Source organism: Sphaerisporangium sp. NPDC051011 (genome assembly GCF_040653595.1).
In the GTDB taxonomy this organism is placed as follows: domain Bacteria; phylum Actinomycetota; class Actinomycetes; order Streptosporangiales; family Streptosporangiaceae; genus Sphaerisporangium.
The window spans coordinates 79,052-95,669 of record NZ_JBFAGG010000011.1; the positions used below are offsets into that span (position 1 = coordinate 79,052).

A 16,618-nucleotide genomic window follows, 5' to 3' on the forward strand; every position below is an offset into this window, starting at 1 on the left:
GGACACCCGGGAACCTCGCCTTCACGCTCACGGCGGCGCCCCCCCGCCTGCGAGGTTTTCGGGACTTTCGGGACGCCTCTACGCGCGCGGGCGTCTGGTTGAGCTGTCGCGGCCCGGATCTCACGGTGAGCCCGCGAGATCCGGGCAAACGACAGGAATTCCTGTCGTTTTCCTAAATGACATGTACTCTTATCGTTATGAGCCAATGGGACCTCTCCGAAGAGGACGCCGACCAGCTGTACGAAGCGGTGCTCGTCCTTGCCCGGCGACTGGCGGACCGGCATGGGCCGCCGGCCACCGGTGCCGACGCCACCGCCCGCCAGCAGGCCGACCGGCGCTTGGCCGTGCTGGTCGCACTGACCCACATCCGGGACGAGGTGGAAGACGCCATTTACGCGGCGGCGAACCGCGCCGGGGCCACGGGCGTCATCACCTACGCCGACCTGGGCGCCGCGGTGGGCATCACCCGCCAGTCCGCCCGTACCAGGTGGCCCGACGCCATCCCCGCCCCGCGGCCCGGCCGACCCCGCACCACCGAGCTGACCCTGGCGCAGCTCGGCCCGCACTGCCACCACGAACACACGTGCAGCGGCCGGGACGGGCGGTGCAGCCACACCGGATACGTGGAGACGTGGTGCCGCACACCGGGCTGCCCGCTGTGCGGCGAGCTGCTGAGCATGCCCTACGGCGCGATGGCCATCCTGGCGGAGCAATACCCGACCCTGGACGCCGTCCGGCAGCCACCCACCGGCCTGAACGGCACCGGCGCCCCGCTCACGGCCGACGAGCGGGAACAGGTCCTCGCCTACTGGGACCGGTACCCGTTCGTCCGCCGGGAGGGTGATCCCCCCAGGATCACCCCCGACCGCCGACAGGCCGGGTACGACGCGGTCCGCCGACTCGCCCCCAAGCTCTGGGGATGACCTCATCCCCAGCCGCGCGGGAGCACCACCCGCCGCCGGGACTCCCCCGGCAGCGGTGCTCGGGTGCACGCCGCCCGTTCGCACGTGGGGGCCAGTTGTCGCTGAGGTCAGCCGCCTCGCCTCGGTGAAGACCCGGCCCGCCCGCCCGCGCGCTTAGCCGCGTAGGGAGTTTTCCGACTTTCACGACGCCCCTACGCGCGTGCGCGCGCGACCCGCCAGGCGGGGGCCTCACCGGTCGCATGGGGTGGCGGCACCTCTGCGGCTGGCGTCAGAACAGCCCTGTCGGCTTCTTACCGGCCTTGGCGAGATTCTGTGCCCGCGCGTACAGCTCATCGCGTATGGGTGCCGGTCCGCTGAATCCGTCCGCGTGAGAGACCAGGAACCGCTCGGCGAGCTGCCTGCGGGTGGCTGGCGCACTAGCCCGCTGATACTCGGGGGTGGCCAGCAGTTCGGCGGCCAGCTCGTCGAGCCGGTCATCGGTGATCCGGGCATACGCCGCGCCGGCCAGTTCCTCGGCCCGGTCGCAGGCGATGCGGAGCGCCTGCCATTCGACTCCCTGCGGGGTGTCCGGCGGGATCGCCAAGCTGCCGGTCCGTTGCCGAACTCCCGCCCTGGCGGCCCGGAATTCCGGGTTGGCCAGCAGCGTCTCGACGAGTTCGGTGGTGAGCCGCTCCCGCTCCTCGTCACTGAGCCGCCGGCCGTCTTCGTCCAGGTCGAAGTCGTCGTCGGAGTCCTCGTCTTCGGCGAGCTGCTGCCACTCGGCGTACCAGTCGGCGCGGTGCGCCCAAACGTGCACGATGCCGGTCCTCGCGAACGCGACACTGACCTGCCCGATCTGCCCTTTGCGCTTGAGCAGATGCTCAGGCGGATCGTCCACCTCGTACTCGTCATCGTCGGGGTCGAACGGTGCGGCCCGCAGGTAGAGCACCCCGTCACCGAGCTTGTGCGGGGTCGAGGAACCGGCGGACAGCCGTTGGCGCTGAGAAGGATCAAGACGCACTTACGGATGAAAGATCCTCACTTGTAACGCGTCAATCACTATGAGTTGATCGCGACCGATATGGCCCTACCGTGCGGGCTATGCCTGCGGAATTTCTGTCTGCCGAGCAGAGGGCCGCCTACGTCTCGTTCATCGAGGTGCCATCGCTGTCAGACATGGAGAAGTTCTTCTTCCTCGACAGCTTCGACCGGAATGTGATCGCGCAGTCAATGGCCGATTCTCACCGGCTAGGCGTTGCCGTCCAGATCGGGACCGTTCGGTACAAGGGGTTGTTCTTGGAGGATCCGCTGGCGGTGCCCTGGCCGGTGGTGGACTACCTGGCCGAGCAGCTGGGGATCGGTGACGCGTCGCAGGTCAAGAAGTACGCCGAGCGGCCCAAGACGACGTACGAGCACGCCTGGATGATCCGGGACGCCTACGGTTACCACACCTTCGATGACACCAACAGCTGGAACGAGCGGCAGCTGACGCGCCAGTTCCGGACCTTCCTGCACGGCCGGGCCTGGACACACGCCGAGGGGCCGGTGGCGCTGTTCGAGCAGTCGGTGGCGTGGCTGCGGCGGCATCGGGTGCTGCTGCCCGGGGTGACCGTGCTGGAACGCCTGGTGGGCAGCGTGCGGGAACGGGCCGACGTCCGCATGTACACCGTGGTGGCCAAACAGGTGCGCCGTGCCGATCCGAACCTGCCGGCCGCGCTGTCGGACCTGCTGGTGGTGCCGGAGGGGTCGCGCATCTCGGAGTTGGAGAAGCTACGGCAGGCACCCAAGCGCACGTCAGGGACGGAGATGGTGCGGGCGCTGCAGCGGGTGGACAACCTGGCCGCCTTCGGGCTGGGCCGGGTTGCGGTGTCGAAGGTGCCGGTGCGGCGGATGAAGACCCTGGCCAAGTACGGGGCGGGCAGCAAGGCGCCAGCCCTGGACCGGCTGGTCGAGCCGCGCCGCACGGCGACGCTGCTGGCGGTCACCCGGAGCCTGGCGGCCGAGGCGATCGACGACGCCCTCGACCTGTTCGCACTGCTGATGGCCACCCGGTTGATCAGCCCGGCCCGCCGCAAGTCCGCCGACGAACGCCTGCGGATGCTGCCCCGGCTGGAGCGGGCCTCCAAGCTGGTGGCCAAGGCCGGGCGCGTGCTGGTCGACCAGCTCGACCTGATCGACCAGGAGGGCGCCGACCTCGATGTGGCAGCGATGTGGACCGCAGTTGCCGAGATCGCCGGCGCCAGCAAGGAGCAGGTCCGTGCGGCGCTGGGCGTGGTGGAGGAACTGGTCCCCGAGGAGGACGGCGCGGCCGAGGCAGCGATGCGCGCCGCGCTGGTGGAGAAGTACCACACCGTGCGCCCGTTCCTGCGGCTGCTGGGCGAGTCCAAGGCGCTGGCGGCGGCACCGGGCGGTCGGCGTGTGCTGGCCGCGGTGCGCCGGTTGCCGGAGTTGTCGCGGCGGCAGGTCAGCAAGAAGCCGCTGCTGCCCAAGGAGATCGACGCCGCGCTGGTGACCGCGTCGTGGAAGCGGGCGGTGTATGCCAACCCGGAGCTGCCGCAAGGGGCGGTGGATCGTGACGCGTACGTCGTGTGCGTGCTGGAGCACCTGATGCGGGCCCTGACGATCAGGGATGTGTTCGCCTCGCCGTCGCTGCGCTGGGCCGACCCGCGCGCGCATCTGCTGGCCGGGGCGCGGTGGGAGGCGATCGCCGAGGACGTGCTGGCCTCCCTGTCGCTCACCGACCCGGTCGCGGAGCATCTGAACGGCAAGGTCATGGCCCTGGATGCGGCCTGGAAGCAGATGGCTGCCCGGCTGGAGGAAGCGGGCGAGGACGCGCTGGTCTCGGTGGTGACCCCGGCCAGCGGCGGGCGGGCCCGGCTGTCGGTGGAGAAACTCGGCGCGCTCGGCGAGAGCGAGTCGTTGGTATGGCTACGGGCCGCCTGCCAGGCCATGCTGCCCCGCATCGACCTGCCCGAGCTACTGCTGGAGGTGCATGCCTGGACAGGTTTCCTAGACGCCTACGTGCACCTGGCCGACATCTCCACCCGCATGAACGACCTGCCGAGATCGCTGGTGGCGCTGCTGATCAGCGAGGCCTGCAACGTCGGGCTAACGCCGGTGATCAAGGCCGGGGATGAGGCGCTGACCCGTGGCCGACTCTCGCACGTGGACCAGAACTACGTGCGCGCCGAGACGCACGCCGCGGCCAACGCGATCCTGATCGAGCACCAGGGCAAGGTCCCGATCGTCGCGGCGTGGGGCGGCGGCTTGCTGGCGTCGGTGGACGGACTGCGGTTCGTCGTCCCGGTCAAGACGATCAACGCCGGGCCCTCACCTAAGTACTACGGTTACAAAAGGGGTCTGACCTGGCTCAATGCAGTAAATGATCAAGTTGCGGGGATCGGGCAATTGGTCGTGCCGGGGACGCCCCGCGATTCCCTGTACATCCTGGACTGCCTGATCAACCTGGACGCCGGGCCGAAACCCGAGGTGGTCACGACTGACCAGGCCAGCGACAGCGACATGGTGTTCGGGATCTTCTCCATGCTCGGCTACCGGTTCGCGCCCCGCTTCGCCGACCTGGGCGACCAGCGGTTCTGGCGGGCCGAACCGCCCGACGGCAGCACCGGCGACTACGGGGTGCTGGAGGCGATCGCCCGGAACAAGCTGAACCCCAAGAAGGTGATCACTCAGTGGCCGGACATGCTCCGCGTCGCCGGATCGCTGGTGACCAACCAGGTGCGCGCCTACGACCTGCTGCGCATGTTCGCCCGCCAGGGTTCTCCGACCCCGCTGGGGCAGGCCTTCGCCGAGTACGGCCGCATCGACAAGACGATGCACCTGCTCAGCATGCTGGACCCGATGGATTCCAGCTACCGCCGCAGCCTGGGCAAGCAACTGTCGGTCCAGGAGTCCCGGCACCGCCTGGCCCGCAAGATCTGCCACGGCAACTCCGGCCGGATTCGGCAGGCATATCGGGAAGGCCAGGAGGATCAACTCGCAGCTCTGGGACTTGTCGTCAATGCCGTCGTTTTGTGGAACTCACGGTATCTGTCGGCGATCGTGGACCAGTTACGCGCTCAGGGTGTGCCGGTCAAGGACGAGGACGTGGCGCGGCTGTCCCCCGTTGGGCCACGCCCACGTCAACTGCCTGGGCCGCTACGCGATCGCCTCCTCGGCCCCGGACAAGGGCCTGAGGCCGCTCGGCATGGCGACGTTGCCCCAGGCCAACACCGCCAGTGCCACTGTCGTGGACGAGGACGGCGTCTGAAGCGCGGACCGTTCGCATCCCGGTGACGTGAAGTGGCCAGGTGACGTCGGCGGTCAATGATCTCCTTGCTTGCTACAGCTGAGCAGGGCAGCGGGCACATCATCCAGATCTCCTCCACCGGCGGTCAGGCCGCTTTGCCGCTTGGCGGCGGGTGTCACGCCTCGAAGTTCGCGCTGGAGGGCCTGAGCGACTCCCTCACGCTGGAGGTCGCCCGCTTCGGCATCAAGGTGACGGTGGTCGAGCCCAGCTTCTACATCACCGACGGCGCCGCCGGGGCTGTCAACTCCGCGGCCGACCCGCTCTATGATGGGGTGCGCGAGAGTTCGCGAAGTTCGCGCAGGGGCTCGACGTCGGGGACCCGGCCGCGGCGGGCCGGGGCGCTGCTCGAGGTGGCAGACTCCGACGACCCGCCGCTGCGGGTGTTCTTCGGCACCGAAGGGCTGCGGATGACCCAGCAGGCCTACGCCGAGCGGCTCAAGACGTGAGCCGACTGGGAGGAGTTGCCAGCGACGGCTCACTAACTGCTTGGCCTCCTGACTGTTCGGCCCGGACGCCCCTCGGCGTACGGGCCGCGGTCAGCCACAGGCCGGTGCATACGGCGCAGGCCAGCGTCACCGTACCCGCCGCGAGGAAGGCGCTGTTGAGGCCGGATTCGAAGGAGGCGCCGCCGGACTCCCGCGTGTGGACGATCGCCCCGAGCACCGCCACGCCGAGCACCGCGCCGATCTGCCGGGTGGTGCTGCTGACGCCCGAGGCGAGGCCGCCCTCCTGCGGGCTGACCGCCTGGATGGCGGCTTCGGCCAGCGGCGACATGGTGAAGAGCGAACCCGATGCCGACGACCGCCAGCCGCCACCACACGTTCCCGTAGCCGGTGTCGGCGTGGACGAAGCCCAGCGCCAGCAGCCCCAGCCCGGCCAGTGCCAGGCCGATGCTGACGACGACGCGGAAGCCGTACCTGGCCGCGAACCGGCCCGCGTACGGGCTGACGATCACCATGGCCAGCGAGACGGGCAGGGTCCGCAGCCCGGCGATCAGGACCGAAGTACCCTGGACGTAGACGAAGAACTGGGAGAAAAAGAACGACGACCCCATCAGCGCGAACCCGACCACGACCATCGCCGTGTTGGACACCGTGAACAGCCGCTGACGGAACAGCCACAGTGGCGGCATCGGCGTCGACACACGACCCTCGACCACGACGAACGCGGCCAGGAGCACCAGCCCGGCGGCGAAGCTGCCCAGGATCACCGGCGAGGTCCAGCCCCGGGAGCCGCCCTCGATCAGGCCGTAGGTCACAGCACCCACACCCGCGACGGACAGGACCGTGCCGGGGACGTCGATCGGCGGCGCGCTCGGGTTGCGGGACTCTCCCAGCACGCGCAGCCCGGCCAGCAGCAGGACCGCTCCGATGGGCACGTTGACCAGGAAGATGGCGGGCCAGCCGAAGGACTCCACCAGGACCCCGCCCGCCAGCGGTGCGGCGGCCAGGCCGATGCCGCTGAACCCGGCCCACAACCCGATCGCTCTGACACGCTCCCTCGGGGCGGGATACGCGGCGGCGAGCAGCGCCAGCGAGGCGGGGCTCAGCGCCGCGGCCCCAACGCCCTGCAGCACCCGCCCGGCGATCAGCCAGCCGATCGAGGGCGCGAGCGAACACACCACCGACGCGGCCGTGAACACCACCACCCCGGCCAGGAACACCCGCCTGCGGCCGAACCTGTCGGCGAAGACGCCACCCGACAGCAGCAGCATGGCCACCAGCAGCACGTAGGCGTCGACGATCCACTGCAGGCCAGTCAGCCCGGTGTGGAGCCGCTGCTGCATGTCGGGCAGGGCGGCGCCGACAATCGTGTTGTCGAGCAGCACCATGAACTGACCTGCGCAGGTCAGGGTGAGCAACGCTTTCACGCAAATCCCTCCTAAAGCAGTTAATTACTGGTCTCACGCTTTTGAACGCGGTCAATGGTGTGCGGGATCTTCTCCATGCTCGGCCACTGGTTCGCGCCCGCTTCGCCGACCTGGGCGACCAGCGGTTCTGGCGCACCGACCTGCACCCCTGGCAGCTACGGGCCGCTGGAAGTGATCGCCCGCAACGGACACCCGCACACAGATCGCGTTGATCACCTTGTCGTCCCGCTCGATGCGGGCGATCGCCTCGTCGGTCAGTTCCGCCGAGATCACTTCACCGGCACGCATGGCGGCCGCGAGTTCTTCGGCCGATCGAAAAGTCGATTCCATGAATGTGCACCCTAACGGCCTGTCACAGGCGCTCGAAAAGCCGAAAAAACTGCTTCCGAGATGTCGCATCCCAGGTCAGTGGGGTTAATGATGGGGAGGCCATAAAATGTCGCTCCGCACAATGAGATAGATGTCTCCATGCTCATCGGTGCATGGCCATAGCGAGCGGGATTTGTCCAGTAGCGGAATAAATCTCTTGAAATCTCCCCATGTCAACGGGTGTAGGCCAACAGGTGTTGACATCGAGCGCGGCTAGGTCAACAGTCGTTGGCATACGACGGAAGGAGCACACCAGCATCCGGGACCAGCACCGGGGCGGCCGCGCTGCCGCTGTCGGCCCCCTCGGGGCTTGAGCAGCAAGCGAACGACCAGTGGCGGTAGCGAGCCGAAGCTGACGAAGTTGCCGCCATCCGGCGATCCGATGCGGGTGGATCCTCTGCACGGTACTGCGGCCAGGACCTGTTCTTAGATAACACTTGTTATCTGGCAAGATAGCGGTCACCGACGTAGCGCGAGCTGGGCGGCTGCTGTCCGGCGCGGAGGCTTCGTTTCCCGGTTATCTGGCAACTCGGCGGAGGGTGGAGGTCGGCACGGTGGATCCCGTCATCGTCGAGCAGCTCGGCCACACACACCCGCTTGCCCGCCACCTCGACGACTTCCTCACCGACCTGGCCAACGCCGGCTCCTCCGCCCGCACCCGGCGCGCCTACCGCGGCGACCTGATCGCCTTCGCCGCCCACCACTGCGAGGACATCGGCGCCCTGTCCGCCGCGCCGGTTCGCGCGTTCCTGGCCGAGCTCGCCGACCTGGCGCCCGCCAGCCGCAAACGCAAACGCGCCGCCGTCGCTTCCTTCGCCAAGTGGGCCGTCCGGCACGACCTCCTGCAGGCCAACCCGATGGACCGGATCGACACCGTCAAGGTGCCCAAGAGCCTGCCGCGCCCGGCCGCGGCCGCCGACGTCGCCAAGGTGCTGGCGGTGATCTGCTCACGGCGGCCGCGCAAGGACCTGCCGCTGGGCCAGCTGCGGGATCGGGTGCTGTTCGAGACGGCCTACGTGTGCGGCGCCCGCGCCTCCGAAGTCTGCGGCCTGTACGTGGAGGACCTCGACCTGCGCCTGGACGACGAACACGTCCGCATCCACGGCAAGGGCGGCAGCGTACGCACCGTCCTGCTGGACGACCGTGGCTACGTCACCCTGCTCAAGCTCTACCTGGCCCGCGCCGGCTACACTGCCGGGCCGCTGTTCCGCGCCTCCATCAACGGCCGCGGCGGACCCCTGTCCTACGACGCCGCCCACCACCGCTGGCAGGGCTACTGCGCGCAGGCTGGCGTCGAGATCGACATCCACCAGCTGCGCCACGCCCACGCCACCGAACTCATCAACGTCGGCGTCTCCATCGAGGCCGTCCGCCGCCGTCTCGGCCACGCCTCCACCGAAACCACCCAGCTGTACGCGTCGCTTGACGACAAGATCGCCGACGCCGAGATCCGCGCCGCACGCCGACGCCGGGATCGGGCAACGAGCTAAGGAGGCTTCGCAACCAGGAGCAGCCTCAGCTAACTGCAATCAAGATCCTTCTCAGCGCCAACGGCTGTCCGCCGGTTCCTCGACCCCGGTCTTCCCGGCGGGGATGGCGGGGCGGCGGCCCCTTGCTGCCCTTGGCCCCGGCGGCCCGTAGCCCGTCGTAGGTCAGTTCGCGCTGGAGATCACGCTGGAGTTCGCCGGCAGCGGCGAGGCTCTGCACCATGAATTTCACCGTGGACAGCAGCTCGCCAGTTCTCGGGTGGCGGGCGGTGAGGTCCATGGCGGAGAACGCGCCGTCGTGGATGCGCAGGGCGAGGCGTCCCTGGTGCAGGACGTCGAGCACGTCGAGGATGTGCTGCGTGCCGCGCACGAGGCGGAACATCTCGGAGATGTGCACGGTGTCACCCCGGCCGCGCGTACGTCAGTAGCTCGCCGAACTTCGGGCGCTGGAGAGGGTGGAGGCGGCTGGAGGTACCCGGATCCTCCTCGAAGACGACGGGGTCCTCGATCCCGGCTTCGTCCAGGACGAGGTTCTGCCGGGCGGTCGACTGCTGGTCGGTCGACACCCGCCTGTAGACCAGGTTCGCCACCGAGGCCCCTTCAGTGCGGAGGAATGGACCCTATCTGTCGTCAAACCCTGTCATCAATCGCCATCGGATCTGATTGGATCGGCGCCGTCCTCGCGTCCTGGAATGTCCGGGTTCATTGGATGCGCCTGGCGCCTGTCGTCAAACGCTCGTTTGCCGACAGGGAGGCGGGTTCCGCATTGCGGTGCGGTGCACCAGGCCGTCCAAGATGAGGGTCAGGCCGGCCTCGAATGCCGAATCGTAGTCGATCACAGGCATGTCCGCCGGTGGATCCGCGCCGTCGCCGGAGCCGGCGTCCGCCTGTTCCTCCAGGACACTGCCGACCGCGAAACGGCCGGCGGCCAGCATCGCCATCTGCGCGTCCCGCTCAGGCACTCCGGAGGTGACCAGGAAGTCCATCTTGCGGCGGATCCGGTCGAGGTCGTTGGCAGGGGTGCTACCCGCGTGGAGGCGTGCGCCGTCCCGGCGCATCAGCAGGGTGCGCCGGAAGCTTCGCGTGTTGTCCAGGAACCAGTCGTGCCAGTCGTCGTCGGGCACCGGCAGCGGGGCGGCCGCATGCGGTGCCATTGCCGCCTCCGCCATGGCGGCGAGGAGGTCCTTCTTAGTGCGGAAGTACCAGTAGAGCGAGGGCTGTTCGACGCCCAGCCGCTTCGCCAGCCGCCGCGTACTGACCATGTCCAACCCGACCTCGTCGAGCAGGTCGAGCGCTTCGGAGACGACGATCTCACGGTTCACCTTGGTCACGTTGACAAATCTATCACTGATAGATGACCCTGGAGAGGAATCATTCACTGATAGATTTTTGGGGTGATGGGCATGGCAAACGGATCGGGAGCGCACCCCCTGCGGGTCCTTGTCGCCGGCGGCGGGATAGCAGGCCAGGCGCTGGCTTTCTGGCTCACGCGGGGCGGCCACAGGGTGACCGTCGTCGAACGCTTTCCGGCGCTGCGGGCCACCGGGGCGCAGGTCGACCTCCGGGGGCAGGGCATCGAGGCCGTCGAGCGGATGGGGCTTCTTGACGCCGTCCGCGGCAAGCTGGTGGACGAGGCGGGTGTCGCCTTCGTCGACGCGCGCGGCAGGACCAAGGCGACGATCATGGCCAACACCTCCGGCCGTGGCCGGCAGACCCTCACCTCCGAGTACGAGATCATGCGCGGTGACCTGGTACGCATCCTGCACGACGCGTCGAAGGACGACACCGAGTACGTCTTCGGCGTGAGCGCGGACGGCTTCGACCAGGACGAACAGAAGGTCATCGCGCACTTCTCCGACGGGTCCTCCGGCGAGTTCGACCTCCTGGTCGGCGCGGACGGGCAGGGATCGCGCATTCGGCAGGCGATCCTCCCTACGGGCTGCGACCCGTACTGGCGGGTCGGCATCCACATGGCCTACTGGTTCATCCCGCGCATCGCGTCCGACAGCAACATCCGGGACACCTACATGGTCCCGGGTGGCCGTCAGATCATGCGCCGCAGCCACAACCCGACCGAGACCCAGGTGTACTTCGTGATGCGGGAGGAGTCCGAAGAGGCCTCGGCGATCCACCGGGAATCCGTCGAGCGCCAGCAGAAGTTCTGGGCGAGCAGGTTCCGCGACGCGGGCTGGCAGACAGAGCGTTTCATCGACGGCATGCAGACGAGCCCTTTCTTCTACTCCCAGGAGATCGCCCAGGTTCGCACCGACACCTGGTCCAAGGGCCGCGTGGTCCTGGCCGGCGACGCCGCCCACTGTGCCTCCCCTTACAGCGGCATGGGAATCTCCGGCGGCCTGGTCGGCGCCCATGTCCTGGCAGGCGAGATCAACCGGCACCCGGACGACCTGCCGACCGCACTGGCGAACTACGACACCGTGCTGCGGCCCTTCGTCGACGAGATCCAGGGCGAAGTGAATCCGCGCCTCCTGCGCCTGGGCATGCCGAGGACCCAGCGTGCGATCGACGCCTTCCAGGCCGCCACCGCGCTGGCCTGCTTCCTGCACATTCCCGATCTCGCCGCGCGCTTTTCGAAGGAGGATCGCGGCGGCAGCTGGCAGCTCCCCGAGAACCCGGCTCCGATCAGCGCCGTCTGAAAGCGGCCGGACATCGGGGGCTGATGACCTGCCAGCAGCAACGGCTCCGGTCGAGACCACTTCCTGTCCGTCAGATCCCCCCGCGCCACACCGTGATCATCTCAAATCAACCTGACGGCGATGTGGTCCGCGCCGGTGGTCCACTTGCGGCGCCGCGGAATGGACCACCGCTCGGGGTGGCCCATCCCGCGGGGACGCGTCAGCGCCGCTGCAGCTCCGCGAGCATCAGGGTCGGGTCGTTCCCGGCCAGGTTGGCGCCGTTGGTCACATAAACCCGATTTCCTCGAACGGCGACGGCCGTGGTCCCCTGCATGCCGTCCTCAGCGTCCAGCAGGGTCTCTTGGGCACCGTCCGCGCCTATCCGCACGAGCTTGCTGGCCTGGTTGATCGCGGCGAGGATCTCGGTGCCCCGACCGGTGAAGTCGAAGTCGTCGATGCCCTCCAGCCTCGTGGACCGGACCTCGGCGCGGCCGGAGCCGCCGTCCTTGGTCACCGGGATGCGGACGATGGTGCCGTGGTCGGAGTTGCTCGCCCACACGGCGCCGTCGTGGATCTTCATGCCGTTGGCGCCGAAGAAGCCACGGGGTGCCAGGGCCGGGTCCGCCGACCACACGGAGGCCTCGCCGCCGCGCAGCGGGGCCTGCCAGATGCGCCCGCCGGTGGAGTCGGTGACCAGGAAGCGGTCCCGCTTGCCGTCGATGACCAGTCCATTCGGGAAGGTGTCGGCAGGCAGCGGCACGACGAGCCGGGGCTCACCGGAGCGACGGAGCTGCCAGATCCCGGTCAGCCCGCCCTTCCCGGAGGAGTAAAGGAAGTACACGGCGCCGCTGTCCGACCGGGCAACCCCGGTGACCACGGGGGTCCCGATGACCGGGGTGGTGCCGCCGCCGCCCGGAGGTAGCGGCATGGTGGCGAGTACCTGGACGGCCCCGTCCTGTGCGACCCGCACCACCTGGCGGGCGGGGATCATACCGATGACCACGCCGCCGCCAGGCTCCAGGGCGATGCTCTCGGCGACCTGGCCCGCGGCCCGGTCGAAGTGGGCGAGGACGCGCACGTCGCCTAGGCGGGTGCCGGCAGCGTGGTCGGGATGCGTCGGGGTGGTGGCCAGGACCGCGGTCGGGGCCGGGGTCGCGAGGGCCGCCGGGGCCGCGGCGACCGGGGCGAGCAGGGCGGCGAGGCCGAGCGCGGCGGCGCGCCGCCGCAGCCCGGTGGTTCGGTAGGGGGACATTGTCTTCCTTTCGGTCGTTCGGGGTGGAGAGGGTCCCGGGCAGGACGGGGCGCCCGGCGGCCCGCGGGAGCCGTCGAGCGCGTGCCGATGGCGCCGGGCCAGCCCGGGAGGTGTCGGTCCGTGCGGCGCTTCGCTGCGCGGGTCGGTCCCGGACGGGGTGAAACGTTCCTGGCCGAGCACGGGCCAGCAGCTCCAGCTGCGAGACCGCGGCGCTGCCCGGCGCGGGTGAGTACACCGGTGTGCCGGGCGGCACGTTGCCGGCGCCCGCCGTCCGGGTGGCGAACTGGAAGGACTCGCTGGACACATACACCTGCTCGTAGGGGTGCGGCTGGGGGAACGAGCCGGTTCGGCGAACGCCGACTCAGGGGTGCGGCCGATGATCGTGGTGTCCAGCACGGAGAGCTGGACGGGTGGAAAGGCGGACACGGTTCTCCTTCCACCTCGCCGCCGCGGACTGTATCGCTCAGTACAGAAGGTCTGTGCCAGACTGTATCAGCAAGTACAAAGACTCTGTACTGTGAGATACAAAACGCGGAGGAGGCTCCATGGGACACAAACCGACCACCGCGCGGGGTCGCGCGACCCGAGAGCGCATCCTCGATTCGGCAGCAGACCTCATCCAGCAGCGCGGTGTCGCGGCGGTGACGCTGGACGATGTCGAACGCGCCGCGGGGGTCGGCCGCAGCCAGCTCTACCACTACTTCGACGACCGGGACGATCTCATCCGCTCCGTGGTTCATTCCACCGTGGACACGGTGTTGGCCGCCCAGGAACCGCTGCTCCTGGAGGTCGACTCACTGGCCGGCATCGACCGCTGGTTCGACGCGATCGTGGCCAACGGGACACGGCAGGACGCGGTGGGCGGCTGCGCGATCGGTTCGTTGGCCAGCCAGCTCAGCGGCCGGGACGAACTCACCCGACAAGCGTTCGTGGACGCCTTCGCGCGCTGGGAGGCCCCCCTCATCGCGGGCCTGCGCCGGATGCAGGAGTCGGGCGAGCTGCGTCCGGACGCGGACGTGACGGAGCTGGCCGACCTCACCATGGCCGCAATCCAGGGCGGCCTCCTGCTGGCCCAAATCCGCCGTACACCGGACCAGCTCCGTCTCGCCCTGCGCGGCGCGCGGGCGGCGTTGGAGGACGCGCTCACTCCCCTGCCCTGAACGCGATCCACCTGCCGCTCGGCGCGGGCGACCCACCACGCCGTCCCGGATCCGAGTGGTCTGCGCTGTCCAAGCCGGACGCCTTTACATTGTAGATTCGTTCAGCGGGTGTGCTGGAAGAACGCGAAAGGCGGCCGGCGGTCGGGTGCCCGGCGGCCGCCTCGCGTGCCAGGCGGAGGGTCAGCGGGTCCTGCGGACCTCCACCCTCTCCTTGCGGTAGTTGTCGGCGTGGCCGTCCGGCCGGTAGCCGCGCTCGACGTTGCCGGCGATGTCCACGGCGAACCAGCGGACCTCGGTCGTCTTGTCGACGGTGAGCTGCTGGGCCCCCTCGCGCATCGCCGCGGCGGTGAGCTTGGGAGAGCTCAGCGTCGGCCGGCTGCCGTCCAGCGTGTAGTACACGTTGGCGGGCTCGTCGATCGTGAAGGTGAACGTGGTGGAGCCGGGCGCCCGGCCGGTCACCTTCAGGTCCGACTTGGGACGGTCGTCATCGTCGGCGAAGGCGCGGGCGACCTCCAGGATGGCGATCTGCCCGGACGAGAATTCCATCGCCTCCTCGTGGCCCTCGGCGAACGGCGGCTGGAAGCCGACCGGCTCGAATTGCTTGGTCGTCGCGTTGTAGACGTCCGCGCCGACCTCGAAGTCCCAGCCGATGATGTTGCGGTTGAACCAGTGCTCGTCGGCGCTGTTGCCCGCCGCCGAGTACAGCACGTCCGGCACCGGGCCGGTGCGGCCGGGCCAGATCGCCGTGCCGCGCCAGGACTGCACCGCGGACAGGATGTGGCTGGAGGCCTGCCAGAAGTACTCCTCGGTGCCGAAGTCGACCCGCGGCAGCAGCTCGCGGCCCGCGGCCTTGTACGCGCCGGGGGGCCACATGAAGTAGCCGCCGTAGGAGTGGGTGTTCATCGCGAACTTGATGTTCGGGTACTGGTGGGTGAGCCACACCTCGTTGCGGGACTCGGGCTCCGACAGCTCGGCCGGACCGGCGTAGGTGTCGCTGGAGCAGCTCGCGGAGGCGCCGCTGTACCCGTCAAAGTACGAGCCGACCGAGAAGTTGCGGTTGATGTCCACGCCCCAGCCGTTGCGGGCCGCCGGGTCCGAGCGCTCCGGGCCGCAGTGGTCGGTCATGTTGCGGCGCTGGAAGTTGTAGTCGTACATGCTGTAGTGCGCGCCGTCGGGGTTGACCACCGGCAGGATGAAGATGTCCAGGTTGTCGACCAGCTTCCTGGTGGCGTTGTCCCTGGCGTAGTTGCGCAGGAGTCGCTCGGCGGTCTCGGCGCAGGTGATCGGGGTGACCCACTCGCGGGCGTGCTCCTGGCAGTACAGGAAGACGCCGGTCTTGGAGCCGTCGCGCTTCTTGCCGATGCGCAGCGCCTTCATCTGGAAGGAGGCGCGGGCGATCGACTGCGGGGCCTTGAGGTTGTCGGTGAGCCGCGTGGCGGGCGCGGCGGCGACCAGGCCGGCTCCCGCGTTGCCCCGGTAGGTCGCGGCGGTCAGCAGCGCGGAGGAGGCGGCGTCGGCGTTGAGCGCGTCGGCGACCTGACGGGCGGTGCTGCTCACGGCGGCGGAGGCGTCCGTGGCCAGATTGACCACGACGTCCTTGCCGGTCACCGCGACGCCGAGCGCGGCGTTCGGCGTCGCCGGCTTCACCAGGGCGACGCTGATGTCGTTGCCGCCCTCGTGGCCGTAGACCTTCGAGCTGACGTAGAACGTGCTCGCGGCGACGGTGCCGAACTGCGCCTGCGCCTGGCGACGGTAGCCGTTCGTCTTGTACGGCAGGTCGATGATCTGGGAGAGCTTCGGGAACTCCCGGGCCAGCATCGTCATCCGGTACGTGACCTCGGTGGGGTCCATGTAGTGGTCCACGAAGTCGGCGATGTAGTGCTTGCCCGGCGCCTTGCGGGGCGCGCCCAGCCACGTGGACACCGGGACGGTGACCGTGCCGCCGCGGTTGCTGGTGATCGTGACCTTGGTGGGGGTCTGGGCGATGTTCAGCGGCGTGTTGAACCGGTGGTACATGTACTGGCCGGCGTCGGTGAAGCGCGACATCGCGGCGGTGCCGCCGGAGTCCGGGGGCGTGCCCTTGCCGCTGTCCCAGGTGGCGGTGAGGACGGTCTCGGCGTCGGTGGCGCTCGACTTCACCTCGACGGACAGGAAGCGCTGGTCGTCGAGGCTGGTGAACCACTCGGCGCGCAGGACGGTCAGCTTGTCGACCTCCGCCTGCGCCGCCTTCGACTCCGCGATCGCCGAGCGCCGCTCGGCCATGTTGGCGGCCGCGTCGCTCTGGTCGGAGATGGCGCCGCGCACGTCGATGCCCTTCTCGCGCAGGTCCTGGGCCTCCTGCGGGCTCAGGACGGCGTGCACCTCGATGCCGTCGGCGACGGGCTTCTTGTACTCCGCGAGGTCGAGGCCCATGGAGTTCAGCCGGTCGAGGGCGTCCTGGTCCGGGACGACGACGCGCAGCAGCGCGACGCCGTTCTGCTCGGTGCTCGGCTGCCGGTCCGGCACGACCTCACTGGCGGGAGGGGACGGCTGGGCGAGAACCGGAAGTGAGGTCAGGGAGAAGGCCACGGGGAGGGAGAGGGCCACGACGATGAGGCCGGCCCTCCTTCGTTTGAGAGAAGTCCTCATGAGATTCC

At 69.2% G+C, this 16,618-nt stretch carries 11 protein-coding genes and 2 pseudogenes; 6 read left to right on the top strand and 7 right to left on the bottom strand.

Going from position 1 to position 16,618, the window contains the following annotated elements; genetic code table 11:
* The first annotated feature begins 197 nt into the window (after positions 1 to 197).
* Complete coding sequence (locus AB0H21_RS25145; RefSeq protein ID WP_358520841.1) at positions 198 to 923, top strand: hypothetical protein; 726 nt, start codon at positions 198 to 200, stop codon at positions 921 to 923.
* A 268-nt stretch (positions 924 to 1,191) separates the two neighbouring features.
* Here AB0H21_RS25145 and AB0H21_RS25150 read toward each other — a convergent pair whose 3' ends face one another.
* Entirely contained in the window at positions 1,192 to 1,923 is a 732-nt protein-coding gene (locus AB0H21_RS25150; RefSeq protein ID WP_358520844.1) for a hypothetical protein, read from the bottom strand.
* Positions 1,924 to 2,003: 80 nt separating this feature from the next.
* On the opposite strand from AB0H21_RS25150, the pseudogene AB0H21_RS25155 reads away from it, so the two are divergent.
* A pseudogene (locus AB0H21_RS25155) lies at positions 2,004 to 5,172 on the top strand (Tn3 family transposase).
* Positions 5,173 to 5,237: 65 nt separating this feature from the next.
* Positions 5,238 to 5,657 (top strand): SDR family NAD(P)-dependent oxidoreductase, encoded by a 420-nt coding sequence (locus tag AB0H21_RS25160; protein ID WP_358520847.1) that lies wholly within the window; start codon positions 5,238 to 5,240, stop codon positions 5,655 to 5,657.
* Between the two features lie 32 nt (positions 5,658 to 5,689).
* Here the strand turns inward: AB0H21_RS25160 and AB0H21_RS25165 are convergent, their stop codons facing one another.
* Positions 5,690 to 7,081: an MFS transporter gene (locus AB0H21_RS25165; protein WP_358520850.1), complete on the bottom strand. Its 1,392-nt coding sequence runs from the start codon at positions 7,079 to 7,081 to the stop codon at positions 5,690 to 5,692.
* 51 nt (positions 7,082 to 7,132) lie between these two features.
* Complete coding sequence (locus tag AB0H21_RS25170; protein WP_358520852.1) at positions 7,133 to 7,411, bottom strand: hypothetical protein; 279 nt, start codon at positions 7,409 to 7,411, stop codon at positions 7,133 to 7,135.
* Positions 7,412 to 8,004: 593 nt separating this feature from the next.
* Between AB0H21_RS25170 and AB0H21_RS25175 the strand changes: the two genes are divergently transcribed.
* Complete coding sequence (locus tag AB0H21_RS25175) at positions 8,005 to 8,940, top strand: tyrosine-type recombinase/integrase (RefSeq protein WP_358520854.1); 936 nt, start codon at positions 8,005 to 8,007, stop codon at positions 8,938 to 8,940.
* A gap of 25 nt (positions 8,941 to 8,965) precedes the next feature.
* Here the strand turns inward: AB0H21_RS25175 and AB0H21_RS25180 are convergent.
* Positions 8,966 to 9,527: pseudogene (locus AB0H21_RS25180) on the bottom strand (recombinase family protein).
* A 138-nt stretch (positions 9,528 to 9,665) separates the two neighbouring features.
* Positions 9,666 to 10,268, bottom strand: coding sequence for a TetR/AcrR family transcriptional regulator C-terminal domain-containing protein (locus AB0H21_RS25185; protein WP_358520857.1), 603 nt, complete (start codon positions 10,266 to 10,268; stop codon positions 9,666 to 9,668).
* Between the two features lie 72 nt (positions 10,269 to 10,340).
* Here AB0H21_RS25185 and AB0H21_RS25190 point away from each other — a divergent pair, with 72 nt between their 5' ends.
* On the top strand, positions 10,341 to 11,591 hold the full coding sequence (locus AB0H21_RS25190; protein ID WP_358520860.1) for an FAD-dependent monooxygenase: 1,251 nt from the start codon (positions 10,341 to 10,343) through the stop codon (positions 11,589 to 11,591).
* A gap of 199 nt (positions 11,592 to 11,790) precedes the next feature.
* Here the strand turns inward: AB0H21_RS25190 and AB0H21_RS25195 are convergent, their stop codons facing one another.
* Positions 11,791 to 12,822, bottom strand: coding sequence for a hypothetical protein (locus tag AB0H21_RS25195; protein ID WP_358520862.1), 1,032 nt, complete (start codon positions 12,820 to 12,822; stop codon positions 11,791 to 11,793).
* A gap of 545 nt (positions 12,823 to 13,367) precedes the next feature.
* Between AB0H21_RS25195 and AB0H21_RS25200 the strand changes: the two genes are divergently transcribed.
* Positions 13,368 to 13,982, top strand: coding sequence for a TetR/AcrR family transcriptional regulator (locus AB0H21_RS25200; protein WP_358520865.1), 615 nt, complete (start codon positions 13,368 to 13,370; stop codon positions 13,980 to 13,982).
* A gap of 180 nt (positions 13,983 to 14,162) precedes the next feature.
* On the opposite strand, the gene AB0H21_RS25205 is transcribed toward AB0H21_RS25200, so the two are convergent.
* Positions 14,163 to 16,610 (bottom strand): M14 family metallopeptidase, encoded by a 2,448-nt coding sequence (locus AB0H21_RS25205; protein WP_358520867.1) that lies wholly within the window; start codon positions 16,608 to 16,610, stop codon positions 14,163 to 14,165.
* Between the last annotated feature and the right edge of the window lie 8 nt (positions 16,611 to 16,618).